25 protein-coding genes are annotated in these 25,681 nt (G+C 68.9%); 11 read left to right on the top strand and 14 right to left on the bottom strand.

Going from position 1 to position 25,681, the window contains the following annotated elements; all coding sequences use genetic code 11:
* Positions 1–38: 38 nt before the first annotated feature.
* Positions 39–794 (bottom strand): creatininase family protein, encoded by a 756-nt coding sequence (locus tag MZV50_RS00455; RefSeq protein WP_252632410.1) that lies wholly within the window; start codon positions 792–794, stop codon positions 39–41.
* Between the two features lie 145 nt (positions 795–939).
* Here MZV50_RS00455 and MZV50_RS00450 point away from each other — a divergent pair, with 145 nt between their 5' ends.
* The 5 genes from MZV50_RS00450 (at position 940) to MZV50_RS00430 (ending at position 6,663) form a co-directional block, all read left to right on the top strand.
* Positions 940–1,899, top strand: coding sequence for a GAF domain-containing protein (locus MZV50_RS00450; protein ID WP_252632409.1), 960 nt, complete (start codon positions 940–942; stop codon positions 1,897–1,899).
* Positions 1,900–2,011: 112 nt separating this feature from the next.
* Complete coding sequence (gene adh / locus MZV50_RS00445) at positions 2,012–3,532, top strand: aldehyde dehydrogenase (protein ID WP_252632408.1); 1,521 nt, start codon at positions 2,012–2,014, stop codon at positions 3,530–3,532.
* Positions 3,533–3,646: 114 nt separating this feature from the next.
* Entirely contained in the window at positions 3,647–5,590 is a 1,944-nt protein-coding gene (gene acs, locus MZV50_RS00440; protein ID WP_252635323.1) for an acetate--CoA ligase, read from the top strand.
* A gap of 96 nt (positions 5,591–5,686) precedes the next feature.
* Positions 5,687–6,244 carry an SRPBCC family protein gene (locus MZV50_RS00435; protein WP_252635322.1) on the top strand — a complete coding sequence of 186 codons (558 nt, stop codon included), beginning with the start codon at positions 5,687–5,689 and terminating at the stop codon, positions 6,242–6,244.
* Complete coding sequence (locus tag MZV50_RS00430; protein WP_252632407.1) at positions 6,241–6,663, top strand: thiol-disulfide oxidoreductase DCC family protein; 423 nt, start codon at positions 6,241–6,243, stop codon at positions 6,661–6,663. Before MZV50_RS00435 ends, MZV50_RS00430 begins: the two co-directional genes overlap by 4 nt.
* Here the strand turns inward: MZV50_RS00430 and MZV50_RS00425 are convergent.
* Genes MZV50_RS00425 through MZV50_RS00415 form a run of 3 tightly spaced genes read right to left on the bottom strand, consistent with a single transcriptional unit; the run spans position 6,660 to position 10,942 of the window.
* Positions 6,660–7,847 carry a tetratricopeptide repeat protein gene (locus tag MZV50_RS00425; RefSeq protein ID WP_252632406.1) on the bottom strand — a complete coding sequence of 396 codons (1,188 nt, stop codon included), beginning with the start codon at positions 7,845–7,847 and terminating at the stop codon, positions 6,660–6,662. The two genes, MZV50_RS00430 and MZV50_RS00425, sit on opposite strands and share 4 nt — an antisense overlap.
* A 55-nt stretch (positions 7,848–7,902) precedes the next feature.
* A complete protein-coding gene (locus tag MZV50_RS00420; RefSeq protein WP_252632405.1) occupies positions 7,903–10,419 on the bottom strand; it encodes an HWE histidine kinase domain-containing protein in 2,517 nt (838 codons plus the stop codon).
* Positions 10,406–10,942 (bottom strand): biliverdin-producing heme oxygenase, encoded by a 537-nt coding sequence (locus MZV50_RS00415; RefSeq protein WP_252632404.1) that lies wholly within the window; start codon positions 10,940–10,942, stop codon positions 10,406–10,408. The genes MZV50_RS00420 and MZV50_RS00415 overlap by 14 nt, the downstream gene beginning before the upstream one ends.
* 218 nt (positions 10,943–11,160) lie before the next feature.
* Between MZV50_RS00415 and MZV50_RS00410 the strand changes: the two genes are divergently transcribed.
* Entirely contained in the window at positions 11,161–14,013 is a 2,853-nt protein-coding gene (locus MZV50_RS00410) for a M16 family metallopeptidase (RefSeq protein WP_252632403.1), read from the top strand.
* A 34-nt stretch (positions 14,014–14,047) separates the two neighbouring features.
* On the top strand, positions 14,048–15,280 hold the full coding sequence (locus MZV50_RS00405) for a flavin monoamine oxidase family protein (protein WP_252632402.1): 1,233 nt from the start codon (positions 14,048–14,050) through the stop codon (positions 15,278–15,280).
* A 3-nt stretch (positions 15,281–15,283) separates the two neighbouring features.
* On the opposite strand, the gene mscL is transcribed toward MZV50_RS00405, so the two are convergent.
* From mscL to MZV50_RS00380, 5 genes are all read right to left on the bottom strand, one after another.
* Positions 15,284–15,700 carry a large-conductance mechanosensitive channel protein MscL gene (gene mscL, locus MZV50_RS00400; protein ID WP_252632401.1) on the bottom strand — a complete coding sequence of 139 codons (417 nt, stop codon included), beginning with the start codon at positions 15,698–15,700 and terminating at the stop codon, positions 15,284–15,286.
* 85 nt (positions 15,701–15,785) lie between these two features.
* Positions 15,786–16,076 (bottom strand): integration host factor subunit beta, encoded by a 291-nt coding sequence (locus MZV50_RS00395; protein WP_004617135.1) that lies wholly within the window; start codon positions 16,074–16,076, stop codon positions 15,786–15,788.
* Between the two features lie 119 nt (positions 16,077–16,195).
* A complete protein-coding gene (locus MZV50_RS00390; protein WP_252632400.1) occupies positions 16,196–16,432 on the bottom strand; it encodes a hypothetical protein in 237 nt (78 codons plus the stop codon).
* The gene (locus MZV50_RS00385) at positions 16,429–18,045 is read right to left on the bottom strand and encodes a DUF3857 domain-containing protein (protein ID WP_252632399.1); all 1,617 of its coding nucleotides are present in this window, start codon (positions 18,043–18,045) and stop codon (positions 16,429–16,431) included. Before MZV50_RS00385 ends, MZV50_RS00390 begins: the two co-directional genes overlap by 4 nt.
* Entirely contained in the window at positions 17,976–19,004 is a 1,029-nt protein-coding gene (locus MZV50_RS00380) for a ligase-associated DNA damage response exonuclease (protein WP_252632398.1), read from the bottom strand. Before MZV50_RS00380 ends, MZV50_RS00385 begins: the two co-directional genes overlap by 70 nt.
* Positions 19,005–19,043: 39 nt before the next feature.
* On the opposite strand from MZV50_RS00380, the gene MZV50_RS00375 reads away from it, so the two are divergent.
* From MZV50_RS00375 to MZV50_RS00365, 3 genes are all read left to right on the top strand, one after another.
* Positions 19,044–19,541: a PaaI family thioesterase gene (locus MZV50_RS00375; RefSeq protein ID WP_252632397.1), complete on the top strand. Its 498-nt coding sequence runs from the start codon at positions 19,044–19,046 to the stop codon at positions 19,539–19,541.
* Complete coding sequence (locus tag MZV50_RS00370) at positions 19,541–19,960, top strand: PaaI family thioesterase (protein WP_252632396.1); 420 nt, start codon at positions 19,541–19,543, stop codon at positions 19,958–19,960. The genes MZV50_RS00375 and MZV50_RS00370 overlap by 1 nt, the downstream gene beginning before the upstream one ends.
* 218 nt (positions 19,961–20,178) lie before the next feature.
* On the top strand, positions 20,179–20,277 hold the full coding sequence (locus MZV50_RS00365) for a hypothetical protein (RefSeq protein ID WP_004617191.1): 99 nt from the start codon (positions 20,179–20,181) through the stop codon (positions 20,275–20,277).
* A 92-nt stretch (positions 20,278–20,369) separates the two neighbouring features.
* On the opposite strand, the gene MZV50_RS00360 is transcribed toward MZV50_RS00365, so the two are convergent.
* On the bottom strand, positions 20,370–21,284 hold the full coding sequence (locus MZV50_RS00360) for a histone deacetylase family protein (RefSeq protein WP_252632395.1): 915 nt from the start codon (positions 21,282–21,284) through the stop codon (positions 20,370–20,372).
* Positions 21,285–21,365: 81 nt separating this feature from the next.
* Between MZV50_RS00360 and MZV50_RS00355 the strand changes: the two genes are divergently transcribed.
* Complete coding sequence (locus MZV50_RS00355; protein ID WP_252632394.1) at positions 21,366–22,220, top strand: acyl-CoA thioesterase; 855 nt, start codon at positions 21,366–21,368, stop codon at positions 22,218–22,220.
* Between the two features lie 4 nt (positions 22,221–22,224).
* On the opposite strand, the gene MZV50_RS00350 is transcribed toward MZV50_RS00355, so the two are convergent.
* Genes MZV50_RS00350 through ffh form a run of 4 tightly spaced genes read right to left on the bottom strand, consistent with a single transcriptional unit; the run spans position 22,225 to position 25,506 of the window.
* Positions 22,225–22,788, bottom strand: coding sequence for an NUDIX hydrolase (locus MZV50_RS00350; RefSeq protein WP_252632393.1), 564 nt, complete (start codon positions 22,786–22,788; stop codon positions 22,225–22,227).
* Between the two features lie 14 nt (positions 22,789–22,802).
* Entirely contained in the window at positions 22,803–23,354 is a 552-nt protein-coding gene (gene rimM / locus MZV50_RS00345) for a ribosome maturation factor RimM (RefSeq protein WP_252632392.1), read from the bottom strand.
* 56 nt (positions 23,355–23,410) lie between these two features.
* Entirely contained in the window at positions 23,411–23,950 is a 540-nt protein-coding gene (gene rpsP, locus MZV50_RS00340) for a 30S ribosomal protein S16 (RefSeq protein WP_252632391.1), read from the bottom strand.
* A gap of 26 nt (positions 23,951–23,976) precedes the next feature.
* Positions 23,977–25,506: a signal recognition particle protein gene (ffh, locus tag MZV50_RS00335; protein WP_252632390.1), complete on the bottom strand. Its 1,530-nt coding sequence runs from the start codon at positions 25,504–25,506 to the stop codon at positions 23,977–23,979.
* Between the last annotated feature and the right edge of the window lie 175 nt (positions 25,507–25,681).

Below are 25,681 nucleotides of genomic sequence, written 5' to 3'. Positions count from 1 at the left end.
GCGGCGAAGCGGAGACGCCTGACCCCGAGGCGTCGGTCCTAAGCCGGCGCCTTCTCCGCCCCGAACGCGGCGATGTCCTCGAGCAGGGCGCCCACGGCCATGTCGACCAGCTCGCCGCCTTTTTCGGGCGTGGCCTGGGCCGGGTCCGAGCCCATCCGGCCGTCGGCGTAGCGGGCGCGGAAGTCCAGGGCCTCGCGGATCGGGCCGGACGGGGCGATCTTCGGCTCGTAGGCCGTCGTCTTGATCGTCTCCGGATAGCCCCACTGGGTCACGGCGATCTCGGACGGCGTGGCGTGGCTTCCGTGGCCGGTCGGGAATTGGCGGTTGGCCAGGGCGTTGACGCCGGCCAGGTCCCACCAGTTCTTGAGCTTCAGGGCGAACGGCGCGCGCTCTTTGCGGAAGCTGTATTCGGCGTAGATCTCCGAGAAGGCCGCCTCGATCGAGGCGACGTTGCCGCCGTGGCCATTCAGGAAATAGATCCGCGTGAAGCCGTGCGCGCCCAGCGACCGGACCCAGTCGCCGATCGCGGCGATGAAGGTCGAGGGGCGCAGGAAGATGGTGCCCGGGAAGGCCAGGTGGTGCTGGGCCATGCCGATGTTGAAGGTCGGAGCCACCAGGATCCTGTCACCCGCGCGCTTGCTGGCCTCATGGGCGATGATCTCGGGGCACAGCCAGTCGGTGCCCAGGAGGCCCGTGGGTCCGTGCTGCTCGTTCGAACCGATCGGCACCACCACGCTCGTGCTGGTCTTCAGGCGGGTTTCGATCTCGGACCAGGTCGACAGGGCCAGCAGCATGGGACGCTCCTTCAAGACAACGCCCAGGCTTTACGCCCAATCGGGGAATGCGCCGACCCCAAAATGCCGCACTTGCACCCGAGCTTGTCGTCGCGTCATGCTGACCAGCGATGGCCGGGCGTGACCCGGACGCGGAGGAAACGCGATGGCCGAACCGGGCCATGCCGAAAGGGTTCTGTCGGTGCTGCGCGACGGCGCGGCCACGCCGCTGGCCGCCTCCTGGCGACGCAGCCTGACCCAACACCACCTCGATCCTGAAAACCGCAAGCCGCCCGAGACCCTGTCGGGGACCGAACTGCGCGAGGCCCAGGAGCGGATGGGGCCGCTTCTGGCCGCCGCTCAGGATAATCTCGACGCGCTCTTCCAGGCCGTGGGCGGAGGCGGCGGCTGCGTGCTGCTGACCAACGCCGAGGGCGTGCCGGTCGACCGCCGGGGCGTGGCCGCCGACGATCCGGTGTTCCGCCGCTGGGGGCTGTGGAATGGCGCGGTGTGGAGCGAGGCCCGCGAGGGCACCAACGGCATCGGCACCTGCATCGCCGAGCAGCGGGTGCTGACCATCCATCGCGACCAGCACTTCCACACCCGCAACATCGGCCTCTCCTGCACCGTCGCGCCGCTGTTCGACGCGAGCGGGCGCCTGGCTGGGGCGCTGGACGTCTCCTCGTGCCGTCCCGGGCTGGAGGGCCTGACCGGCCTGATCGAGCGCGCCGTCACCGACGCGGCCCGCCGCATCGAGGTCCGCGCTTTCCGCGAGGCCTTCCCCGGGGCCCGCATCGTGCTGCTGCCGGAGACCAGCGCCGACCGCGCCTCGGTCCCGATGCTGGCCGTCGATGGCGACGACGTGGTCATCGGCGCCTCGCGCGCCGCGCGTCTGGCCCTGAAGCTGACCGACGAAACCCTGAAGCGCGGCTTGCCCTCGCCTGACCGTTCGACCGACCTGGCCTCCGTCGACCTGGAAAAGGCCGAGCGCGCCGCCGTCCGCCGTGCCCTGACCAAGGCCGGTGGCAACGTCTCGGCCGCCGCCGGTCTGCTGGGCCTGTCGCGCGCCACCCTGAACCGCAAGCTCAAGCGCCTTGACCTGACGCGCGGTCGCGAATTCCACTGAAGCTGTCTCAGATCTGAGACACCGCCGGCCCGGGTCGATCCGGTTCTGGCCACGCCGCGTCCAGGCCGAGCCAATCTGCCTCCAAGACGCCGTCAGGCGCATGGAGGAAACCATGACCAAGCCCGAATTCATCGACTCCCTGTCGCGCCCGCCGTTCAAGGCCCGCTACGACAACTTCATCGGCGGCCAGTGGGTCGCCCCGGCCGACGGCCGCTACTTCGACAACAGCTCGCCCATCCACGGCCGCAAGATCTGCGAGATCGCCCGCTCGCAGGACGTCGACATCGAGCGCGCCCTGGACGCCGCCCATGCCGCCAAGGCGGCCTGGGGCAAGACCAGCGCCGCGGATCGCTCGCGGATCTTGCTCCAGATCGCCGACCGCATGGAGGAAAACCTCGAGGTCCTGGCCACCGCCGAGACCTGGGACAACGGCAAGCCGATCCGCGAGACCCTGGCCGCCGACATCCCGCTGGCCATCGACCACTTCCGCTATTTCGCCGGCTGCCTGCGCAGCCAGGAAGGCTCGATCTCAGAGATCGACCACGACACCATCGCCTACCACTTCCACGAGCCGCTGGGCGTGGTCGGCCAGATCATCCCGTGGAACTTCCCGCTGCTGATGGCCTGCTGGAAGCTGGCCCCGGCCCTGGCGGCCGGCAACTGCGTGGTGCTGAAGCCCGCCGAGCAGACCCCGGCCTCGATCATGGTGTGGGCCGAGCTGATCGGCGACCTGCTGCCCGCCGGCGTACTGAACATCGTCAACGGCTTCGGTATCGAGGCGGGCAAGCCGTTGGCCTCCAGCCCGCGCATCGCCAAGATCGCCTTCACCGGCGAGACATCCACCGGCCGGCTGATCATGCAGTACGCCAGCCAGAACCTGATCCCGGTCACCCTGGAGCTGGGGGGCAAGTCGCCGAACATCTTCTTCGACGACGTGGCCCGCGAGGACGACGACTTCCTCGATAAGGCGCTGGAGGGTTTCACCATGTTCGCCCTGAACCAGGGCGAGGTCTGCACCTGCCCCAGCCGGGCGCTGGTCCAGGAGTCGATCTACGAGCGGTTCATGGAGAAGGCGCTGAAGCGCGTGAACGCGGTGGTCCAGGGCAGCCCACTGGATCCGGCCACCATGATCGGCGCCCAGGCCTCCGAGGAGCAACTGAACAAGATCCTCGGCTACATGGACATCGGTCGGGACGAAGGCGCCAAGCTGCTGGCCGGCGGCAAGCGCAAGATCCTGCCGGGTCAGCTGTCGGACGGCTATTACGTCGAGCCGACCGTGTTCGAGGGCCACAACAAGATGCGGATCTTCCAGGAGGAGATCTTCGGCCCGGTTCTGGCCGTCACCACCTTCAAGGACGAGGAAGAGGCGCTGGCCATCGCCAACGACACGGCCTTCGGCCTGGGCGCGGGTGTCTGGAGCCGCGACGCCAACCGCTGCTACCGCTTCGGGCGGGGCATCGAGGCGGGGCGGGTCTGGACCAACTGCTATCACGCCTATCCGGCCCACGCGGCCTTCGGCGGCTACAAGCAGTCGGGCGTGGGCCGCGAGACCCACAAGATGATGCTCGACCACTATCAGCAGACCAAGAACATGCTGGTCAGCTACAGCCCAAAGGCGCTCGGCTTCTTCTGATCGTAGTTCACGAGACAATCGCCAGTCGCTTCGACGTGAGAAACCACAATGGTCTTCTTGCGCCGGACGGCTGGCTTCGCCTATTCCGGCGACCAACGAGATAAGGGAGTACGGCTGGTGAGCGAAGGACAGGTTTTCCCGGTTCCCAAGGAGCTGGCGGAAGAGGCGCATATCGACGCCGCCGCCTATGACGCCGCCGTGGCCAGGGTCGAGGCCGATCCCGAGGGCTACTGGCGCGACATCGCCGCCCGCCTCGACTGGATCAAGGCCCCGACCAAGATCAAGGATGTCTCCTACGCCAAGGACGACTTCCACATCCGCTGGTACGAGGACGGCGTCCTCAACGTCTCGGCCAACTGCCTGGATCGTCACCTGCCGGCCAAGAAGGACGACGTCGCCCTGATCTTCGAGGGCGACGAGCCGGGGACCTCCAGCACCCTGACCTACGGCCAGTTGCACGAGGAGGTTTGCCGCATGGCCAACGTCCTCAAGGCGCAGGGCGTCCAGAAGGGCGACCGGGTCACCATCTATCTGCCGATGGTGCCGCTGGCGGCCGTGGCCATGCTGGCATGCGCGCGGATCGGCGCGGTGCACTCGGTGGTGTTCGGCGGCTTCTCGCCCGACAGCATCGCCGGCCGCATCCAGGACTGCGCCTCGCACTTCGTGATCACCGCCGACGAAGGCCGCCGCGGTGGCCGCCGCGTGCCCCTGAAGGCCAATATCGACGAGGCCCTGAACCACTGCCCGTGGGTCGGCAAGGTGCTGATGATCCGCTGGACGGGCGCCGACGTGCCGCTGAAGTCCGGCCGCGACATCGTCTGGCAGGACGTTCGCGACACCGTCTCGGCCGACTGCCCGCCCGAGCCGATGAACGCCGAGGACCCGCTGTTCATCCTCTACACCTCGGGCTCGACGGGTAAGCCCAAGGGCGTGCTGCACACGACTGGCGGCTACCTCGCCTGGGCCTCGTGGACGTTCTGGGCCGTCTTTGACTACAAGCCCGGCGAGGTCTTCTGGTGCACGGCCGACGTGGGCTGGGTCACCGGCCACAGCTACGTCGTCTACGGTCCGCTGGCCAATGGCGGGACCAGCCTCATCTTCGAGGGCGTGCCGAACTATCCGACCCCCAGCCGCTTCTGGGACGTGATCGACAAGCACAAGGTCGAGATCTTCTACACCGCCCCCACGGCCCTGCGCGCCCTGATGCGCGAGGGCGACCAGCACGTGACCAAGAACGACCTGTCGTCCCTGCGCGTGCTGGGCAGCGTCGGCGAGCCGATCAATCCGGAAGCCTGGCTCTGGTACCACCGCGTGGTCGGCAAGGAGAAGCTGCCGATCGTCGACACCTGGTGGCAGACCGAGACCGGCGGCATGCTGATCACCCCGCTGCCGGGCGCCACCGACCTGAAGCCGGGCTCGGCCTCCAAGCCGCTGCCGGGCGTCAAGCCGCAGCTGGTCGACGCCGAGGGCAAGGTCCTGGACGGCGCGACCGAGGGCAACCTCGTGATCACCGACAGCTGGCCGGGCCAGATGCGGACGGTCTATGGCGACCACCAGCGCTTCTTCGACACCTATTTCTCGACCTATCCCGGCAAGTACTTCACCGGCGACGGCTGCCGCCGCGACGCCGACGGCTATTACTGGATCACCGGCCGGGTCGACGACGTCATCAACGTCTCGGGCCACCGCCTGGGCACGGCCGAGATCGAGAGCGCCCTGGTGGCCCACGAGACGGTCGCGGAGGCCGCCGTGGTCGGTTATCCGCACGATATCAAGGGCCAGGGCGTCTACGCCTATGTGACCCTGAAAGCCGGCGTCGAGGCCACCGACCAGCTGCGCAAGGACCTGGTCCTGTGGGTCCGCCACGAGATCGGCCCGTTCGCGGCGCCGGACGTGCTGCAATGGGCTCCCGGCCTGCCCAAGACCCGCTCGGGCAAGATCATGCGCCGCATCCTGCGCAAGATCGCCGAGAACGAGCTGGGCAGCCTGGGCGACACCTCGACCCTGGCCGATCCGTCCGTGGTCGACGACCTGGTGAAAAACAGAGCCGGAGCGTGACGCCGTCACGCACCTCTTCTTGCTTGAGTTCGAAGCCGCTTTAAAAGCGGCTCCGGGGCCTGACGAAATCCGGGCCGGCGCGTTAGCTTCAGCATGATGCGCCGGCTGGTTCCTCTTCTCGCCTTACTTGCTCTTGCCGGTCCGGCGCGGGCGGCGGCCGAGTGGGACGTGAAGGACGGCGGATTGGCGGTCGAGGCCCATGCCGACGACCACGGCCGGGGCGTCGTCCGGGCCAGCATCGACATCGCCGCCCCGCCCGCGGTCGTCTTCAAGACCATCCTCGACTGCGACCGGGCCGCCCGTATGAGTCCGGGCGTCAAGAGCTGCCGCGTCGTCTCTCGCGCGTCCGACGGCACCGAGATCCGCGAGCACGCGGTCAAGTGGAGCTTCCTGGCGCCGACCATGCGTTCGATCTCGCGCGTGACCCTGCAGCCCGACCGCGAGATCCGCTTCACCTGCATCGGCGGCGACATCCGCGCCTGCGAGGGGTTCTGGCGACTGGAGCCGCTGAACGGCGGACAGCGCACCCGCGTCACCTACGACCTCTGGGCCACCGCGCCCTTCGCCATGCCCGCCGGCCTGATCAGCGGCATGATGCGTCGCAACGTGCCCCAGTCGCTGAAGGCGCTGCGCCGGGAGTGCGAAGGAGGATGAGCGACCGCGATCCGCTGGCGCCTGACGGTCTGATGCTGTTCGATGGTGTCTGCCATCTGTGCTACGGGACGGTGCGGACGGTGATGGGCTGGGACCGCGACGGTGCGATCCGCTTCACGCCGATCCAGTCCCCTTACGGCCGCCGACTGGCCCTGGCCCACGGACTGAATCCCGACGCGCCTACCAGTTTCCTGTTCTTCGACCAGGGCCGGCCGCGCGCCAAGGCCGCCGGCTTCGCCGCCCTGCTGCGTCGCCTGCCCCGGCCCTGGCGGTGGCTGTCGCTGATCGACCGAGCGCCCCGGCGCCTGTCCGACGCGGTCTATGACGCCATCGCCAGCCGCCGCTACCGACTGTTCGGGCGACACGACCAATGCATGGTCCCGACGCCCGCGCAGCGGACTAGGTTCGTGCTGGACTAGGGCGCGACGCCGAAATTGGCGAACTGCTTTTCGACCTCGGGATCGACAGCGCGCGCCTTGTCGAGATCGATTTCGGCGCCGGCCTTGTCGCCCTTCCAGGACTTGGCCACCCCACGACCGAACAGGGACGTCGCCATCTCCGGATCCTGGGCCAACGCCGCGTCGTAGTCCGCGATCGCGCCCGCCAGGTCCCCCAGGCGCAGCTTCACCAGGCCGCGGCTGTCCAAGCCCTCGGGCCGGTCCGGGTCCCCAGCCACCACCGCATCGCAGTCGGCCTTCGCCTTCAGCAGCTCCACGCCCGCCTTCGCCCGCGTCCAGCAGCGATCGTTGAGCAGGTCGGGCCGGCCGGGCTGCAGCGCGACCAGGGCGTCGAACTCCGCGATCGCCAGCCCATAGCGTCCCGCGCCGCCGTTGATCTCGCCGCGCAGCTGGCGAAGCCGGAAGCTGTTCGGCGCATATTCCAACCCCTTGGCGACATCGGCCAGCGCCAGGTCGGTCTGGCCCCACTGCCAACGTGTCCGGGCGCGCCAGTGATAGATCCGCGCCGCGTCGCCGCCCGCCGCCAGCGCCTTGTCGACATTGGCCAGAACATCGTCTGGCGACCCGCCCCGCATCGCCTTGACCATGTAGGCGGCGGGTGTCGGCCCCAGGGCCAGGGATCGCTCCAGCTCGGCGTCGGCCTCCGGCAGGCGCTCGAGACGCGCCAACGCCACGGCGTGCGAAACCCGGGCCTTGGGGTCGTTGGGCGTCAACGCCAGCCAGGCCTGGTAGGTGCGCTCCACGCCTTCGGCGTCGCCCTCGTGGCTATAGAACTCGCCCATCAGGGCATAGGCGCGCGGGTTCGCGGGCTCCAGCCGCAGGGCTTCTTCGTATTCGCGCCTGACCAGCTCCACGGCCCGGGGCGTTTCCAGGCTGATCGCCAGACCCAGTCGCAGGTGGGCCTCGGCGCTGTTCGGTTGGGCCGCGACGGCCGCGCGCGCGGTCTCGACCGGCTCGGGAACAGCGTCCGAGCCCATGGCCCACAGCGCGTCGGAGAGCACCGAATAGCGCGAGCCCTCGCTGGAGGCGCTCTCCAGGTTGGTGGGAGCCGGCGTCGACTGGGCGAAAGCCGCCGTCCCGCCGACCATCAGGACACAGGCGACGAGGATCGAGGTCTGCGGACCCTTGGCGACGGATGCGTGCACGATTTCTCCCAGCGCGGGCAACCGCCCGCGCCGGTTGTAGCGCAAGGTCCGGGGCCTAGAACAGCGCCGCCACGCTCTCGGCGCTGTAGGGCTTCTGCAGCACCGGACAGTCGCGGAAACGGTCGGGGAAGGCGGCGCTGTCGCCGAAGCCGGTGCCAAAGGCGAACGGCACGCCGGCCGCCTGCAGCACCTCGGCGACCGGGAAGCTGGTTTCCTGGCCCAGATTGACGTCGAGGATCGCGAACGGCGGCAGGCCCTCGGCCAGGGCGTCCATGGCCTGGGCGACGCTGGAGGCCACGATGACTTGCTTGACGCCCAGTCGGGTCAGCATGTCCTCGAGGTCCAGCGCGATGATCATGTTGTCTTCCAGCACCAGCATCCGCTCGGGCGCGCGGACGGGCGTGTCGGTGCGACGCGGCTGGGTCACCGCGGCGGTGATGCCCTCGGTGGTGACATAGCGGCCAGGAATGCGGATGCGCGCCTGGAAGCCCTCGGGCCGGTAGTCGAGCGCCACCTCGCCGTTCAGGTCGTGCGGGATCGAGTGCTCGATGATCGTCGAGCCGAAGCCCCGGCGGGTCGGCGGCTTGACCGGCGGGCCGTCCTGCTCACGCCAGTCGATGATCAGGTCGCCCTTGGCGTCGCGCGCCCAGTCGATCACCACCAGGCCGCGCTGGTCGCACAGGGCTCCGTACTTGGCCGAGTTGGTCATAAGCTCGTGGATGACCAGCGATAGGATCGAGAAGGCGTCCGGCGCCAGGGCGGTGGGTTCGCCCGTCAGGCGCACGCGCTGGGCCTTGGCCGACAGATAGGCTTCGGCCTCGGCGGTGATAAGGTCGCTGAGCGCGCCCGGCCCCCACTGATGGCGGGTGATCTGGTCGTGGGCGCGGGCCAGGGCCTGGACGCGGCCGCCGACCACCTCGGCGAACTCCTCGACGGTCGAGACGCCCGAGCGGCTCTGGCTGATCAGGCCGCGGATCAGGCCCAGGATGTTGCGTACGCGGTGGTTCAGCTCGGCGATCAGCAGTTCCTGGCGCTGGTTGGCGCGCTGGCGCTCCTCGTCGGCGATGTCCGTCAGGCGGAAGACGATCTCCAGCAGGCTGGCGCGCATGCTCTCGGCCAACGATCGCTCGACGATGGTCCACGGGCGGCTCTGGCCGCGCACGGTCTCCTCCCAGGCCTCGAAGCTCTTGCGCGGGGTCAGGCGGTCGCCCAGCGGCCCCACCTGGACCAGCTTGGCGGGCTGGCCCGCCCAGACTACGGTCTTGGCCTCCTCCTTGCGGAAGAAGATCAGGTAGTCGCGCGGCGACCGCGACAGCGGCACGGCCATCATGCCGGCGGCCTTCTCCGACCAGGCGGCGGCCGACGGCAACAGGGTGCTGATCTCGTTGGTGGAGAACACCGAGTGGGTGTCCTTGTCGCGCAGCACCCGGATCAGGGTGTGGACGTCGCTGGCGTCGGGCGTGGAGTCGCGCAGCGTCAGCCGGCCCTCCAGCCACAGGGCCAGGCCGTCACAGTGCACGAGGCGGCACAGGTCGTTGAGATAGGGGCTGAGGCTTTCGGCGCCGGCGGTGGACTTGACCACCGCGTTCAGCATGCGGTCGTGCAGGTTGCGGGCCTCGGCCATCCGCCGGGTCTCGATCTCGCGCTCGCGGCTCTCGAGGTTCAGCGAGAACAGCTGGCCGAACAGCTCGGCGGCGGTGCGACGCTCGTAGCTGATGTGCTTGGGCGCGTAGTGGTGGCAGGCGAACAGGCCCCACAGCTTGCCGTCGCGCAGGATGGAGATCGACAGCGAGGCGGCGACGCCCATGTTGCGCAGGTACTCGAGATGGATCGGCGAGACGGCCCGGAGCATGCTCATCGACAGATCGACGGGCTCGCCCGACGGGCTGACCTCGGGGATGATCGGCGAGACCTCGGCGTCGATGTCGGCGATGATCCGCAGCCAGTTGCGCTCGTACAGGGCCCGAGCCTGGACGGGAATGTCCTGGGCCGGATAGCGCTGACCCAGGAACGAGCCGATGCCCGGACGCACCGACTCGGCGATGACCTCGCCGGCGCCGTCGTGCCCGAAGCGATAGACCATGACCCGGTCGAACTCGGTCAGGGCGCGCACCTGGCGGGCGGCCTCGTGGCAGAACTCCTCGAAGGTCGGCCGTGCGGCGATGCGCGTGGTCATCGAGCGCACCGCCGAGGCGGCTTCGATCAGGGTGTCGGGGTGGCTGGGCTCGCCCTCGACGATCAGCAGGCGGCCGGAATAGTGCAGAGCGAGGTCGAAGTCCTCGCCGCCGTCGACCAGGGGCTGGCCGAACATGCGCTCGACCGCGTCGGCCCCGCGCATCACCTGCAGGCGGCCGCGGATGTTGTGGATCGCGTGCCCGCTCATCACCTGGGTCAGCGGCCGGCCCAGCAGGTCGTCCGGGGCCAGGCCCAGATAGCGCAGGCTGGTCGTCGACGCATGGACCACGACCCAGTCCGAATTGACGGCCAGCAGGAAGCCGAAAGGCTGGACCGAGCCGAGGATGTGGATCGGCTCCCGGTCGCAGTTGGTCAGATCGACCTCAAACCCGGACATGGGGGCCGGCTCGGACATTCAGGTTTCCAGGTGAAGGGGCCAACCTCTCGAACGCGTCCGAGAAATACTGGAACCCATATCGCGCTCCCGCTTCGGCCGCGTCTGTCCGAAACCCGACTTTGGGTATCGCTTCAAGCCAGACCACGAACGATCGCCACAGATCATGGTCCTCGCCATGCGTGAGATAGGCTAGGGGCAGGGCGGCGTCGGCGGCGCGAACCTGGCGGGCCAGGAAGCGCGCGCCCAGGCGCGAGCCTTCCAGGACATAGAGCAGGCCGGCGGCGAAATCCCGATCGGGAACCCAAGCGGCGGCGAGCGGCGGTGCGTCCAGTCTCATGACCGCGAGGTCGCGCGCCAGGTCGACGCGACGGGCGCGCTGAGCCCAGTCCGGGAGCCACTCGGCGACGCCGGCCCGTTCCAGGGCCAGTTCCAGCGGTGTCAGGGCGGCGGCCGAGGCCGACAGGAAGGCGCCATAGCCCGAGGTCGTCTCGATACGCCACCCGTCCACGGTGGCGTCCAGCATCGCGTGGTCTTCTGTCGTTGCCGCGCGTAAGCGGCCACGGAGCGAGATATCGGACAAACTTACCCCCACTGTCACCGACCCGAAGACGTCGGGGGGCGAGACGACCCTGTGTAACACTGACCTCACCGCTTGGTTCCACCCATATGACAGCTCGGTAAGGTTTACCCGCGTGCGAGCAGTGCTAGGGTCGCATCATACTTTCCAGGAGCCCTTCGCGCATGATCCGCACCGCCAAGCTCGCCCTCGTGGCGGCGGCCCTTTCCACGACGGCGCTGTCGCCCCTGTCCATGGCGGCTCCGGTCAAGGCCAAGCCGGCCGTCGCGGCGTCGACCGCCATCAAGGTCCCGCCGATCGTCTACCAGCAGCGCGTGCTGGCCAACGGCCTGAAGGTCTACACTTCGCGCGACGCGACCACGCCGAACGTGTCGGTGCAGGTCTGGTACGGCGTGGGCTCCAAGGACGATCCCCACGGCCGCTCGGGCTTCGCGCACCTGTTCGAACACCTCATGTTCAAGGCCACGCGCAACATGCCCAACGAGACGCTGGACCGCCTGACCGAGGATGTCGGCGGCTTCAACAACGCCTCCACCTGGGACGACTTCACCAACTACTACGAGGTGGTGCCGGCCAATCACCTGGAACGTCTGCTGTGGGCCGAGGCCGATCGCCTGAAGTCGCTGGTTATCGATGACGCCGTGTTCGCCTCCGAGCGCGACGTCGTGAAGGAAGAGCTGCGTCAGCGCGTGCTGGCCGACCCCTACGGCCGCTTCTTCGCGCTCTCGATCCCGCAGCAGTCGTACGCGAACCATCCCTATCAGCGACCGGGCATCGGTTCGATCGAGGAGCTGGACGCGGCCACGGTCGACGACGTCCGCGCCTTCCACCAGACCTATTATCGTCCGGACAACGCCGCCCTGATCGTCGTCGGCAACTTCGACCAGGCCAAGCTGGACGCGATGATCGACCAGTATTTCGCACCGATCGCCAAGCCGGCGGGCGGGATTCCCAAGGTCACCGTGGTCGAGCCGGCCCGCACCGGCCCGAAGACCGTCAACACCTACGGCCCCAACGTGCCGCTGCCGGCCCTGGCCATCACCTGGCTGGCCCCGGCCGCCGCCGACAAGGACACGCCCGCCCTGGCGGTGCTGGACGCGGTGCTGTCGGCCGGCAAGTCCTCGCGCCTCTATGACAGCCTGGTCTACGAGCAGAAGATCGCCCAGTCGGTGTTCTCCAGCGCCCCCAACAACGCCCAGCCGGGCCTGTTCTACGTCGGGGCGATCATGGCCGGCGGCAAGACGGTGGCCCAGGGCGAGGCCGCGCTCCGCGCCCAGGTCGCCCGCGTCCGCGACGGGCTGGTCACACCGGCCGAGCTGGCCGAGGCCAAGGCCGGCCTGCTGGCCGACGCCGTCCGCAAGCGCGAGGAGATCGACGGCCGCGCCTTCGCCATCGGCTACGCGCTCGAGACCGAGGGCGACGCCGCCACGGCCAATACCAGCCTGGCCAAGCTTCAGGCCGTCACCGCCGCCGACATCCAGCGCGTCGCGAGGAAGTATCTGGCCGACGACCGTCGCACCGTGATCCGCTACCTGCCGGAAAAGGACCGCCCGGCCGGCGAGAAGGACGCCACGCCGCCGATCCCCAAGGTCGCCTCCGTCAAGTACGACGGACCGGTCACGACCCTGGCGCCCGAGGGCGACCGCGAGAAGATCCCGGCCGTCGCCCCGCCGGTGCCCGCCGTGCTGCCGACCCCGGCCGAGAAGACCCTGGCCAACGGCCTGCGCGTCATTGTCGCCAAGTCCAGCGACCTGCCGCTGATCACCGCCGACCTGACCGTCAAGGGCGGCGCCAGCTCCGACCCGACCGGCCTGGCGGGGACCTCCAGCCTGACCTCCGAACTGCTGACCGAGGGCACGACGGGCCGCTCGGCCACCCAGATCGCCCGCGAGACCGAGGCCCTGGGCGCCAATCTGGAGGCCGGTTCCGGCTGGGAGGCCGCGTCCCTGACACTGAGCGTCACGGCCAACAACGCCGCCCCGGCCATGGCCATCATGGCCGACGTCGCCGAGCACCCGGCCTTCTCGGCCGAGGAGCTGGACCGCGTCCGCGCCGAGACCCTGGACGGCCTGTCGGTCTCGTACCAGCGCCCGGGCAGCCTGGCCGGCTTCGCCACCGCGCCGGTGCTGTACGCCGGCTCGGCCTATGGCCACGTGGCCGGCGGCACGCCGGGCTCGCTGCCGAAGATCAAGCGTACGGATCTGGCCAAGACCCACGCCGCCTACTGGCGACCGGACAACGCCGTGCTGGTGCTGACCGGCAACCTGACCCCCGAAGCCGGCTTCGCCCTGGCCGAAAAGGCGTTCGGGACCTGGAAGAAGCCAGCCGTCCCGCCGCCGGCCCCGCCGGCCGCCCCGACCGGCTACCAGCCGCGCAACCTGATCATCGACCTGCCCGGCACCGGCCAGGCCGCCGTGCTGCTGGCCAAGCCGGCCATCACCCGCGCCGACCCCAACTACTACCAGGGCGTCGTCGCCAACACGGTGCTGGGGGTCGGCTACTCCTCGCGTCTGAACCAGGAGATCCGCATCAAGCGCGGCCTGTCGTACGGCGCCGGCTCCAGCCTGACGCCTCAGGGCCGCTTCGGCGGCTTCTCGGCCCGGGTGCAGACCAAGAACCCGTCCGCCGGCGAGGTCGTCACCCTGACCCGCGCCGAGCTGACCCGCCTGGCCGCCGAGCCGGCCTCGGTCGGCGAGCTGGCGGCCCGCAAGTCGGTGCTGGTCGGCGGCTTCGGCCGCGATCTCGGCACCTCGGAGGGTCTGGCCAACATCCTGGGCAACCTGGCCGTCTACGGCGTGCCGCTGACCGAGATCCAGAGCTACGCCGCCAAGGTCGAGGCGGTGACCCCGGCCGAGGTCCAGGCCTTCGCCAGGGACAAGCTGGACCCGGCCCAGATGAGCGTCATCGTCGCCGGTGACGCCAAGGCCATGGGCGCGGATCTGACCAAGGCCGCGCCGAACGCCACGGTGATCCCGGCCGACAAGCTGGACCTCGACGCGGCCAGCCTGCAAAAGTAGGCCAGCTTTAGGTCCCACGATCCGATGAGGTCTCATGGACGAGGTCGACATCGCGATCGTGGGCGCCGGCGCCGCCGGACTGGCCGCCGCCGAGATCGTGGCCGCCAGCGGCCTGACGGGCGTCGTGCTGGAGGCCCGCGACCGCCTCGGCGGTCGGGCCCACACGATCCAGACCGCGATCGGCCCGATCGACCTGGGATGCGAATGGCTGCATTCGGCTGACCGGAACCCGCTGGTGGCCCGGGTCGAGGCCCTGGGCCTGACCCTCGACAAGACCCCGCCGCCGTGGGCCAACATCGCCGACAATCCGGTCTTCACCCGCGACGAGCGCGCCGCGTTCGGCGAGGCCTTCACCGCCCTCGACGCCCGCCTGGACGCCGCCGCCCGCGCCGGGGGCCCCGATCGCCCGGCGTCAGACCTGATGGATCCCGACAGCCCATGGACGCCGCTGCTGAACGCCTTCAGCGCCTTCTACAACGGCGCCGAGTTCGACCAGGTCTCGCTGCACGACTACGCCGCCTATGAGGACACCGAGGTCAATTGGCGGGTCGCCGAGGGGTACGGGACGGCCATCGCGGGTCTGGGCGGGCGGCTATCGACGCGCCTTTCCTGCCCGGTGACGATGATCCGCCACGGCGGACCTCGGGTGACGCTGGAGACGCCGCAGGGCGATGTCACGGCGCGGGCCGTGATCGTCTGCGCGCCGACCGCCATCCTGGCCACTGGAGCGCTGCGTTTCATGCCGGCCTTGCCCGACAAGCTGGACGCCGCCGCCGGCCTGCCGCTGGGCCTGGCCGACAAGGTGTTCCTGCGCCTGCAGGAGCCGGAGATGTTTCCGCCCGAGACCCAGGTCTACGGAGATCCCCACACCACCGCGACTGGGGCCTATCACCTGCGCCCGCTGGGCAAACCGATCATCGAGGTGTTCCTGGGCGGGGCCCATGCCCGCGCGCTGGAGGGCCAGGGTCCCGGCGCGGCGGCGGCCTTCGCGATCGACGAATTGGTCGGGGTCTATGGCGGCGATATCCGCGCCAAGCTGCATGTCCTGGCCGAGACTCACTGGGCCGCCGATCCCTTCGCCGGCGGCTCGTATTCGCACGCTCTGCCCGGTCACGCCGGCGCGCGGGCAGTGCTGGCCGAGCCTGTCGACCAGCGCCTGTTCTTCGCCGGCGAGGCCTGCAGCCCGAACTTCTTCTCCACCGCCCACGGGGCCTGGCAAACGGGCCAGGTCGCGGCGCGGGCGGCGGTCGCGGCCCTGACGGCCTGAACCCTACGTCTTGGCCAGCAGGTCGCGGATCTCGGTCAGCAGCTTTTCCTCCGGCGTCGGGGCCGGCGGCGCGGCGGGCGCAGGTTCGGCGGCGTCGGCGCGGCGGATGCCGTTGACGACCTTGACCAGCAGGAACACCACCATCGCGACGATGAAGAACTGGATCAGGGTGTTGATGAAAGCGCCGTACTGCACCGAGACCTTCTCGATCGCCTCGGTCGCCGGATCCTCGGGGCGCAGCACCCATTCCAGCTTCGAGAAGTCGAGACCACCGGTCAGCAGACCGATCGGCGGCATGATCACCTGGTCGACCAGGCTTTTGACGATGCCGTTGAACGCCGCGCCGATGATCACGCCGACGGCCAGGTCGATGACATTGCCGCGGGCGATGAACTCGCGGAACTCCTTGACCATGCTCATGACAAATCCCTCGCTGCCTCGATAGAGGCCGGAGGCTGGCGTCATTCGCGTGTCAGGGCAAGCTTCAGGAGCGCGGGCGCTCGGCTTACTCGTCGCCGTCCGCGTTCAGGCGGGCGCGCAGTTCCTTGCCGCTCTTGAAGAACGGCACATGCTTGGCGCGGACCTCGACGGCCTCGCCGGTGCGGGGATTGCGGCCGGTGCGGGCGGGACGCGAGCGAACCGACAGGGCGCCGAAACCGCGGAGCTCCACGCGGCCGCCGTCCTCGAGAGCGCCGATCATGCGCTCGAGAATCACGCCGACCACGCGTTCGACGTCCTTCTGCGTCAGGTGCGGATTTTCATTCGCGAGCCTGGCGATGAGTTCAGACTTGATCATCGATATCCCCACCGCGCCCCTTGGAGGAGAAGGACGCGGAGGCGACCTTTGCCCAACGACGGCTGAGTCTTCAAGGGGTTGCGTGCGATTCACGAACGAGGTTCGGTTAATACGGAGCCTCACGAACCCTTCGGCGCGCGGACGATCAGGGCCTGATCGGCCAGCCGGCGTCGCGCCTTGTTGGCCTCCTCGGCCTGATCGAACGGCAGTTCCCGGCCCACGCTCTGCTCGGATTCGAAGAACACGGCCTTACCGTCCTTCACCTGCGCGGCCCGCGCGATGTCCAGGTTGGCGATCCGGCCGTTGAAGACCGGCCCCTTGACCGTGTAGCCCGCGCCGCCGTTCGGCAGCGTCACCTCGACCAGGGCCTTCCTGAAGCTGGGAAAGGCGTGGCGAACGGCGCGTCGGCGTTCGGGCCGGGTTCGCGGCGTGGAAACTGGGCGACCTTGCCCGAGTCCGACATCGGCAGGCGCCACTCCAGCAGGCCGACGTCGTCGTTCAGCCGCCAGTCCATGTCGGCGGTCCCGGCGATCGTCAGGGTGACCGCGCCATCGTCGGCGACCGACCAGTCCAGGGTCTCGATCTTCAGCCAGCTGTTGGAGGACGAGAAACTCTGACGGAAGCCGCGCTCGATCTCGGCGCGCGGCGCGTTGTCGATCACGCGCGTCATGCCCCGCGCCATCTCGCCGCGCATGGTCATGACCATGTTGGACTTGGCCGGCTTGTCGAGGCCGGAGGAAGCATCCACGCGTATGGTCGCGTCCATATAGGGCCGCGACGGCGTCTGCTGGACGATCGGCTCCAGGGTCGCGCCGGACGCCTTGATCGGCAGGCCCCACAGGAACGGCGGCGCGGCCAGGGCCTGGAGGCCGCCTCGGTCGCCCGTGCGCGTGCCGTCCAGCCAATAGGCCTTGCCGTCGATGTGGGCGCGGACCAGCACGTTGTTGAACTGGCTGGCCGAGGGCACGCGCTCGTTCATGCCGTCGGCGGCGGGATTGGCCAGCACCACCACCGGTTCGGCCTCGATGTTCAGCCCCTTCAGCAGGGCCAGCAGCAGCGCGGTCTTGCCCTTGCAGTCGCCGAAGCGCCGCGCCCAGGTCTCGTCGGCCGAGGCCGGCTTGTAGCCGCCGTCACCCATGGCCAGCAGCAGGTAGCGGGTCTTGTCCTCGACCAGTTGCAAAGCCTTGAAGGCGCGGACCTTGGGGTCGGGGCTGGCGGCGGCGATGGCGGCGATCTCGGCCTTCAGCGGCGAGTCCGGCGCCAGCGTCGTGGCCGCGTCGTACAACGGCGCCATCGGCGCGACGACGTCGGCCCAGCCGCGATAGGTGGTCGCCTGGATCTCGCCGACCCGCTGGAAACGTATCGGCGCCCCGGTCGGCGGCTTGGGAGCGACCGCTTCCGTCTGGTCGACCAACAGTTCGTTCAGACCGTCGACCTTGCCGATCTTGGGATCGGGGAAACCGGCGGAGGCCTTCCAGGTCACCGGAACGCCGCCCGACCACAGCATCCGTACGCGATAGCGCCCGGCCACGCCCGACCAGCCCATGCGCTCGAAGTCGCTGACGCGCGGTCCCAGGATCGAGTCGCGCCGTTCGACGCTGAACGACCAGTCGATCAGGTCGCCGACCCGCAGGTCCTTGATCTGGATTGTCGCCGTCATCCGGCCATCCAGCATGGCCCGCTCGAGATCCTTCTCGCGACGCAGGACGAGGACGTCCTCGCCGTTCTTCAGGAGGTCGATGCGCTGGCCGTCGCGGATGATCGCCAGCGTATGCAGGGTGACCTTGTCGCGCTCGGGCTGCCAGGCAGGTCGTCCGCCCCAAAGGCGGGCGGAAGGATGCGCTGCGACCTTCTTCCCCCTTTCGGGGGAGGAGCGCGAAGCGCGGAGGGGGCGCGTGACTACTCCCCCTCTTCCTCGTCGTAACCGACCAGCCGCAACGCCCGCGCCGGCAGGCCTTCCAGCTCGCACCAGCGCTCCAGGGCCTCCTCGCGGCCGTGGGTGATCCAGACCTCGCCGGGGCGCAGCTCGGAGAGGGTCGCGGTCAGTTCGTCCCAGTCGGCGTGGTCCGAGAGGATCAGCGGCAGCTCGACGCCCCGCTGCCTCGCCCTGGCTCGCACCCGCATCCAGCCGGACGCGAAGCAGTCGACCGGATCGGGGAAGCGCCGCGACCAGCGATCGGCCACGGCGCTGGGCGGGGCGATGATGATCTGGCCGGCGAAGGCCTCCTTCGGTCCCGAGGCCGTGGCCGGCGCCAGGGGCCCCAGTTCGACCCCGTGGGCCTCGTAGAGGGCGTTCAGCCGCTCCAGCGCCCCGTGGACGAAGATCGGCTTGTCCCAGCCGCCCTCGCGCAGCAGCCGGATCACCCGCTGCGCCTTGCCCAAGGCGTAAGCCCCGACGATGTGGCAGCGCTCCGGAAACTGCTCGACCGAGGCCAGCAGGCTACGGATCTCGCCAGCGTCGTCGGGATGACGGAAGACCGGCAGGCCAAAGGTCGCCTCGGTGATGAACACATCGCACGGCACGGGCTCGAACCGGGCGCAGGTCGGGTCGCGGCGGCGCTTGTAGTCGCCCGACACCACCATGGTCAGGCCCTTCCAGCGCACCACCGCCTGGGCCGAGCCCAGCACGTGACCGGCAGGGACCAGGGTCACCTCGACGCCATCCCGGACGAAGGTCTGGCCATAAGCCACGGCCTCGCGGCGCCCGGCGAAGTCTTCGCCGTAGCGCACCGCCATGATCGCCAGGGTCTCCGGCGTCGCGACCGCGACGCCATGCCCGGCGCGGGCGTGATCGGCATGGCCATGGGTGATCACGGCCCGGTCCACGGGGCGGACCGGGTCGATATAGAAGTCTCCCGGCGGGCAGTAGAGGCCGTCCGGACGGGGACACAGAAGATCTTCGGGCTTGATCACGTCTGGATATGACAACGCAAGAGACGCTAAGCCTATCCCCGCAAGGGAGCAGGCATGAGTGACAACGAACAGAGCCGGATGATCGCCACGGCGATGAACGAGGGCAGCCCCCAGGCCAAGGCGCTGGGATTCACCACCCTGGAGATCGGCGACGCGGTCGCGATCCTCAAGGTCCCCTACCGCCCCGAGATCGTCGGCGATCCCGAGACCGGCGTGATCGCCGGCGGAGTGGTCACCACATTGCTGGACCACGCCAGCGGTCAGGCGGTGCACGCCTCCATGGAGACCTGGACCTCGATCGCCACCCTGGACCTGCGCATCGACTACATGCGACCGGCCGAACCGGGCCTGGACGTCATGGCTCGCGCCCACTGCTACAAGCTGACCCGCTCGATCGCCTTCGTCCGCGCCGTGGCCTACGACCGCGACCCGGAGGACCCGGTGGCCACCGCCCAGGCCAGCTTCATGCTCGACAGCAGCGCCGGCAAGAAGCCCGGCGCCAACCTCAAACCCTCGCGCGAACCGCGCGCCAAGACGGGGAGCGTGGACTGATGAGCGACGCCGACACCCGCCTGGTCTCGATGCTGGACGCCATCCCCTACGCCCGCTTCCTGGGCGTGAAGGCCGAGCTGGCCGGGGACGAGATGACCGCGATCCTGCCGTTCGCCCATCACATCGTCGGCAATCCGATGCTGCCCGCCATCCACGGTGGCGTGCTGGGGGCCTTCATGGAGATGACCGCCCTGGCCCAGCTGTCGGTCGCCGCGCCGATGAAGCGCCAGCCGCGCACGATCGACGTCTCGATCGAGTACCTGCGCTCGGGCCGGCCGCTGACCACCTATGCCCGCGCCAGCATCAAGAAGCTGGGACGCCGTATCGCCAACGTCCATGTCGAGGCCTGGCAGGAGACCCGTTCGGCCCCGATCGCCACCATGCGGGGACTGTTTTTGGTGGCCCCGAGCGAGGAGTGAGCATGGTTTATCGGGGCGATCGTCTCAAAGGATAAAGTTTCGCGAGAAACAGTTACAGACGACCACATTAATCCCCTGTAATGCCGGTTGGGTGCGACAAAGTTTCTTAAATCGGCGTCATGAAGCAAGGGTAACGTGCATTAACGAGAGTCAGCGCCTATATCCTTGCTCATCGGACGCCGACGTGGCGCCGACCAAAAGAAACAGGGATCAAGACCATGACCATGAAGACCAACGCCGTCGCCGGCCTCGCCTCGCTCGTTCTCGCGGTTCTGCCGCTCGTCGTCATCGCCGGTTCGCTCGCTTCGAGCCTGTAAGTGATCGCCGCGTAGCCTCCGTCGGGCCGCTCCCCGTGAGCCGCCTCGACGGAGTTGGCGATCGTCCGATCGCCCAATAAGACCCGAAGAGACTATCGAGAATACAAAGACTTGGCCGTCCGATGCAGGATGGCGTGGCGCGCCGCCAGACGATCGATATCCGCGTCGTAGCCGCCACCGATAACCCCGACCACGGGGATCTCAAGAGAAAGACAAGCGCCCAGGACATAGGCCTCTCGTCGCCCCAGACCGTCATCGGTCAGCGACAGACGGCCCAGCTTGTCGTCCGCGTGCGGATCCACCCCCGCATTGAAGAAGACGATATCCGGCCGGACGCTGCCCAGCAGCGCCGGCAGGATCGCTTCCAGCTTTTCCAGATACGTCCGATCATCGGTCCCGTCGGCCAGCTCGACATCCAGATCGCTGGTCGCCTTGCGGTGCGGGAAGTTCTTTTCCGCATGCATCGAGAAGGTGAAGACGCTGGGATCGTCCTCGAAGATCCGCGCCGTGCCGTCGCCCTGGTGAACGTCGAGATCGACGACCAGGGCCTGGCCGATGGCCCCCTCCGCCAAGAGCCGTCGCGCGGCCACGGCCACGTCGTTGAACACGCAGAACCCCGCGCCGCTCTCGGCCGATGCGTGATGGCTGCCGCCGGCCGTGTTGCAGGCGATCCCGTGCTCCAGGGCCAGGCGCGCCGCCAGCAGCGTGCCGCCGGTCGCCGCGCGAGCCCGGGTGGCGACGCTGTCGGTGTTGGGCATGCCGATCCGCCGGACCACGTCGGCGGGCAAGGAAAGCTCGATCACCCCCCGGACATAGTCCTCCGCATGGGCCAGCCGCAGGGTGTCGACATCGATGAACTCGGGGCGAGCGAAACCGTCCGGACCCGGAACGCCCTCGCCTTCCAGCACGGTCGCCAGACGCGAGAACTTGTCCATCGGAAACCGGTGCCCTGCCGGCATCTCGGCGCGGAAGGCGGGGTGATGGATCACGGGCGGAGAAGACGACATCGCCCCACGATGGGGAGCGCGACGGCCTGACGCAAGGTGACGGCTTGCGGCGGCGCCGAAGCGAGCCTATCGCACTGCGCCATGCAGACGACCGAAAACCTCGCCGATATCCTCGACCTCGAGCCGATCGAGGTGAACCTGTTCCGGGGCGTCAGCCCCAACGACGGCTTCCCGCGCATCTTCGGCGGGCTGGTGATCGCCCAGGCCTTGCTGGCGGCCTACAAGACCGTGCCGGAACGGGTCTGCCACTCGCTGCACGCCTATTTCATCCGTCCCGGCGACGTGAATGCCCCGGTGCTATACGAGGTGGAGCGGGCCCGCGACGGCGGCACCTTCACGACCCGCCGCGTGGCCGCCATCCAGCACGGCGAGCAGATCTTCAACCTGGCCTGCTCGTTCCAGACGCCGGAAGAGGGCTTCGAGCACCAGTCGGAGATGCCGGACGCCCCGGATCCCGAAAGCCTGCCGACCGAGGCCGAGTTCCTGCGCGGCCTGGGCGACCAGATCCATCCGAAGATGCTGGCCCTGGCCGAGCGCCCGCGCCCGGTCGATACGCGCTGGGTCGACATGCAGAACCCGGTGGCGCCGGTGAAGAAGTCGGGCGTCAAGGAAGTCTGGATGCGCGCCAAGGCCCCGCTGGGCGACGACATCAGGATGCAGCAGGCCGCGCTCGCCTACGCTTCCGACATGGCGTTCATGGAAAGCGCCCTGCGTCCGCACGGCCTGATCTGGACGACGCCGGGCCTGCAGGGCGCCAGCTTGGACCACGCCATGTGGTTCCACCATCCGTTCAACTTCAACGCCTGGACCCTGTTCGCCCAGGACAGCCCCAGCGCCTCGCAAGGCCGCGGCCTGGTGCGCGGCCAGATGTTCAGCCAGGACGGCAAGCTCCTGGCCTCGGTGGCCCAGGAATGCCTGATGCGGGTGCGGAAGTAGCTTCCTAGGCCAGTTCGATCCGGGCCACGCCGGCCTCGGCCAAGCCTCGCAGCAGCGAGGCGGCCTGCATGCCCACGGTGATCTCACCGGCCAGGGCCATGCGCAGGGCTTCGGCGGCCGAGACCCAGACGGTCTCGATCCGCTCGTGGGGATCATCCTTCGGCTCGGCGACCTTCACCACATCGCGCGCCAGGATGATGTGGATGCGGTTGGTATGGGTGCCGGCGTTGGGCCGGGTCTCGCCCAGCAGGGTCAGGGTTCCGGCGCAGCCGGCCTCCTCGAGCAGCTCGCGGCGGGCCGCCTCGACCGGGTCGGTCTCTCCGGCGTCCATGCCGCCGGCTGGCAGCTCGATCGAGATGTCGCCCAGGGCGTGGCGGTACTGCTTGACCAGCAGCACGTTGTTGTCGGCGTCCAGCGCCACCAGCTCGATCCAGTCCCGATATTCCAGGACATAGTAGGGCGCGATCACCGCGCCCTCGTCGGTCACGCAGTCGTCGGCGCGCAGATGGATCCAGCGGTCTTGATGCACGACTCGCGAGGCGGTGACCCGCCACTTTCCGTCCGACACGCGACGCTCCTTGCTTAGGACTGGTCCTCGTCGGGACCTTCCTGCTCACCCACCAGAGCGGGCGGGTCGGCCAGGATCAGACCCTCGCCGATCTTGACCTCGGGCACAGCCGCCCGCGTGAACGGCAGGTACCAGGTGGGGCCGCCCAGGTCAGGGGTGATCTCGAGAATGTCGCCGGCGCCGAAATTCTGGACGCTCTTGACGCGGCCCAGCAGGACGTCCGTCTGGATGTGGCGGACCGTCAGGCCGACCAGGTCGGTCAGGTAGAACTCGTCCTCGTCCGGTTCGGGCAGAGCCGAGCGGGGGACATACAGGCGCAGGCCGCGCAGGGCGTCGGCCGCTTCCTTGGTGTCGACGCCGGAACAACGGCAGACGACACCGTCCTTGGTCTTGCGGGCCGAAGCGATGGTTAGGGCGACCGAGCCGTCCTGACGCTTCAGCGTCTTGAAGGCCGCGATGCTCATCGGGTCTTCGGTATAGGTCGCGATCCGCACTTCGCCGCGCACGCCGAAGCCGCCGGCCACACGGCCGACCAGGATCATCGGGTCTTCGGGAGCGTGGGCCATGGCGCAGACAGAGTCGCGCCGCCGCCTCGAGAGAGACGACGGCGCTGGAACCCTGATTAGCCTTCCGAGGCTTCTTCGGCCGGCGCTTCAGCGGCCGGAGCCTCTTCAGCGGCGACTTCGGCGGCCGGGGCTTCTTCAGCCGGAGCTTCTTCGACCGCCGGAGCAGCGGCGGCAGCGGCGGCGGCTTCAGCAGCGGCGACCTTGGCGGCTTCAGCGGCTTCCGCGGCGGCGACCTTGGCGTCGGCTTCGGCTTGCTTGCGGTCTTCCTCGCGCTGGGCGCGCTCGGCCGAACGCTCTTGAGCCTTCTTGCCCGGGGCGCCCTTTTGCGGGTTGTTGCCGTGGGCCCAGGTGGTCAGGCCTTGGGCGGCCAGGAAGCGGGCGACGCGGTCGGTCGGCTGGGCGCCCTTCTTGAGCCACTCCTGGATCGACTCGACCTTCAGGGTGACGCGGTTGGCGTCGTCCTTCTTGAGGAGCGGGTTGTAGGTGCCGACCTTCTCGATGAAGCGGCCATCGCGCGGCGAGTGGCTGTCGGCGATGACGATCGAGTAGTACGGACGCTTCTTGGCGCCGCCACGGGCGAGACGGATCTTCAGCATTTGAGGTAGTCCTTAGGTCTAAAGTTCTATTTCTTGAACGGGTTGAAGCCGGGCAGGCCCAGGCCGGAGAGAGGGTTGGGCTTGGCGTCGCCGCCATTCCCGAGGCCCGGCAGACCGGGCAGCCCCGGGACGCCGCCAAGGCCTCCCGCTGCATTGGGATCGGGCTGGGGCATCTTGCCGCCGCCCATATTCTTCATGCGCGCCATGTCGCCGCCGCCCATCATTTGGGCCATGCGGGCCAGGCCCTTGCCGCCGTCCTTGGACATGGCCTTGAACATGTCGGCCATCTGGCGGTGCTGCTTGAGCAGGCGATTGATCTCGGCGACGTCGACGCCCGAACCGGCGGCGATGCGGCGCTTGCGCGAGGCGGCCAGGATGTCGGGCTTCTTGCGCTCTTCCTTGGTCATCGAGCTGATGATCGCCTGCTGGCGGCGGAAGACGCTGTCGTCGATCCCGCTCTCGGAGATCTGCTTCTTGACCTTCTGGACACCGGGCAGCAGGCCCATGATGCCTTCCATGCCGCCCAGCTTCTGCATCTGCTTCAGCTGCGCCGACAGGTCGTCCAGGTCGAACTTGCCCTTGGCCAGCTTCTTGGCCATGCGCTCGGCTTCGGCATGGTCCAGATCGGCCGCGGCCTTCTCGACCAGCGCCACGACGTCGCCTTGACCCAGGATGCGGCCGGCGACGCGGCGGGCGTCGAACACGTCCAGCGCGTCGATCTTCTCACCGGCGCCGAGGAACTTGATCGGCAGGCCAGTGACGTGGCGCATCGACAGCGCCGCGCCGCCGCGGCCGTCGCCGTCGGCGCGGGTCAGGATCAGGCCGGTCAGCGGCAGGCGCTCGTGGAACGCCTTGGCCGTGCGCACGGCGTCCTGACCGGTCAGGCTGTCGACGACCAGGATGGTTTCGGACGGGCTGGCGATGCGGGCGATTTCCGCCGCCTCGCTCATCATCGCCTCGTCCAGCGTGGTGCGGCCGGCGGTGTCGAGGATCAGGACGTCGTAGCCGCCCAGCTTGGCCGCCGTCATCGCGCGCCGGGCGATGTCAGGGGCGCTCTGGCCCGCGACGATCGGCAGGCTCTCGACCTCGACTTGGCGTGCCAGGGTCGCCAACTGCTCCATGGCGGCCGGGCGGCGGGTGTCGAGCGAGGCGACCAGCACCTTCTTGCGCTCGGTCTTCGACAGGCGCAGGGCCAGCTTGCCGGTGGTGGTGGTCTTGCCCGAGCCCTGCAGGCCAGCCATCAGGATGACCGACGGCGGGTTCAGGGCCAGGTTCAGGCCGGTCGGGACCTCGCCGCCCAGCATGTCCACCAGGCCGTCATAGACGATCTTGACCACCTGGTCGGCCGGCTTAACCGAACGGATCACCGCCTCGCCCGAGGCGGCTTCCTTGGCCTTGCTGATGAAGTCCTTGACGACCGGCAGGGCGACGTCGGCCTCGAGCAGGGCGACGCGGACCTCGCGCAGCGCCTCGTCGATGTCCTTCTCGGACAGCACGCCGCGACCGCCGAGGCGATCGAAGACGCCTGAAAGTCGCTCTGTAAGGCCGTCGAACATGTCGAACCCTGGGTTAAATCACTAGACCAAACGCGATCAGCCCCCGTGGACGATCACGTCGACGGGGGTCCTCGCCGTCCTCGTCCGGATGGATCCTGCGCTAACAGGCCGGGGTCGTGACGGTGGAGGCGCTGCTGATAAAGCGCCGGAAGCCGGGGCTTATGCACAAATTTCG

It is taken from the genome of Caulobacter segnis (assembly GCF_023935105.1).
Lineage (GTDB): Bacteria > Pseudomonadota > Alphaproteobacteria > Caulobacterales > Caulobacteraceae > Caulobacter > Caulobacter segnis_B.
This window is presented reverse-complemented; position numbering and strand designations above follow the sequence as displayed.

What these genes read in the sequence shown, in the direction of transcription:
- ffh (WP_252632390.1), bottom strand. Translation starts at nt 25,506, where the DNA reads ATGTTCGACGGCCTTACAGAGCGACTTTCAGGCGTCTTCGATCGCCTC.
- MZV50_RS00355 (WP_252632394.1), top strand. Translation starts at nt 21,366, where the DNA reads ATGCAGACGACCGAAAACCTCGCCGATATCCTCGACCTCGAGCCGATC.
- MZV50_RS00360 (WP_252632395.1), bottom strand. Translation starts at nt 21,284, where the DNA reads ATGTCGTCTTCTCCGCCCGTGATCCATCACCCCGCCTTCCGCGCCGAG.
- MZV50_RS00395 (WP_004617135.1), bottom strand. Translation starts at nt 16,076, where the DNA reads ATGATCAAGTCTGAACTCATCGCCAGGCTCGCGAATGAAAATCCGCAC.
- MZV50_RS00450 (WP_252632409.1), top strand. Translation starts at nt 940, where the DNA reads ATGGCCGAACCGGGCCATGCCGAAAGGGTTCTGTCGGTGCTGCGCGAC.
- rpsP (WP_252632391.1), bottom strand. Translation starts at nt 23,950, where the DNA reads ATGCTGAAGATCCGTCTCGCCCGTGGCGGCGCCAAGAAGCGTCCGTAC.
- MZV50_RS00410 (WP_252632403.1), top strand. Translation starts at nt 11,161, where the DNA reads ATGATCCGCACCGCCAAGCTCGCCCTCGTGGCGGCGGCCCTTTCCACG.
- MZV50_RS00370 (WP_252632396.1), top strand. Translation starts at nt 19,541, where the DNA reads ATGAGCGACGCCGACACCCGCCTGGTCTCGATGCTGGACGCCATCCCC.
- MZV50_RS00435 (WP_252635322.1), top strand. Translation starts at nt 5,687, where the DNA reads ATGCGCCGGCTGGTTCCTCTTCTCGCCTTACTTGCTCTTGCCGGTCCG.
- MZV50_RS00405 (WP_252632402.1), top strand. Translation starts at nt 14,048, where the DNA reads ATGGACGAGGTCGACATCGCGATCGTGGGCGCCGGCGCCGCCGGACTG.
- MZV50_RS00455 (WP_252632410.1), bottom strand. Translation starts at nt 794, where the DNA reads ATGCTGCTGGCCCTGTCGACCTGGTCCGAGATCGAAACCCGCCTGAAG.
- rimM (WP_252632392.1), bottom strand. Translation starts at nt 23,354, where the DNA reads ATGGCCCACGCTCCCGAAGACCCGATGATCCTGGTCGGCCGTGTGGCC.
- MZV50_RS00365 (WP_004617191.1), top strand. Translation starts at nt 20,179, where the DNA reads ATGACCATGAAGACCAACGCCGTCGCCGGCCTCGCCTCGCTCGTTCTC.
- mscL (WP_252632401.1), bottom strand. Translation starts at nt 15,700, where the DNA reads ATGAGCATGGTCAAGGAGTTCCGCGAGTTCATCGCCCGCGGCAATGTC.
- MZV50_RS00420 (WP_252632405.1), bottom strand. Translation starts at nt 10,419, where the DNA reads ATGTCCGGGTTTGAGGTCGATCTGACCAACTGCGACCGGGAGCCGATC.
- MZV50_RS00375 (WP_252632397.1), top strand. Translation starts at nt 19,044, where the DNA reads ATGAGTGACAACGAACAGAGCCGGATGATCGCCACGGCGATGAACGAG.
- MZV50_RS00415 (WP_252632404.1), bottom strand. Translation starts at nt 10,942, where the DNA reads ATGCTGGACGCCACCGTGGACGGGTGGCGTATCGAGACGACCTCGGGC.
- adh (WP_252632408.1), top strand. Translation starts at nt 2,012, where the DNA reads ATGACCAAGCCCGAATTCATCGACTCCCTGTCGCGCCCGCCGTTCAAG.
- MZV50_RS00430 (WP_252632407.1), top strand. Translation starts at nt 6,241, where the DNA reads ATGAGCGACCGCGATCCGCTGGCGCCTGACGGTCTGATGCTGTTCGAT.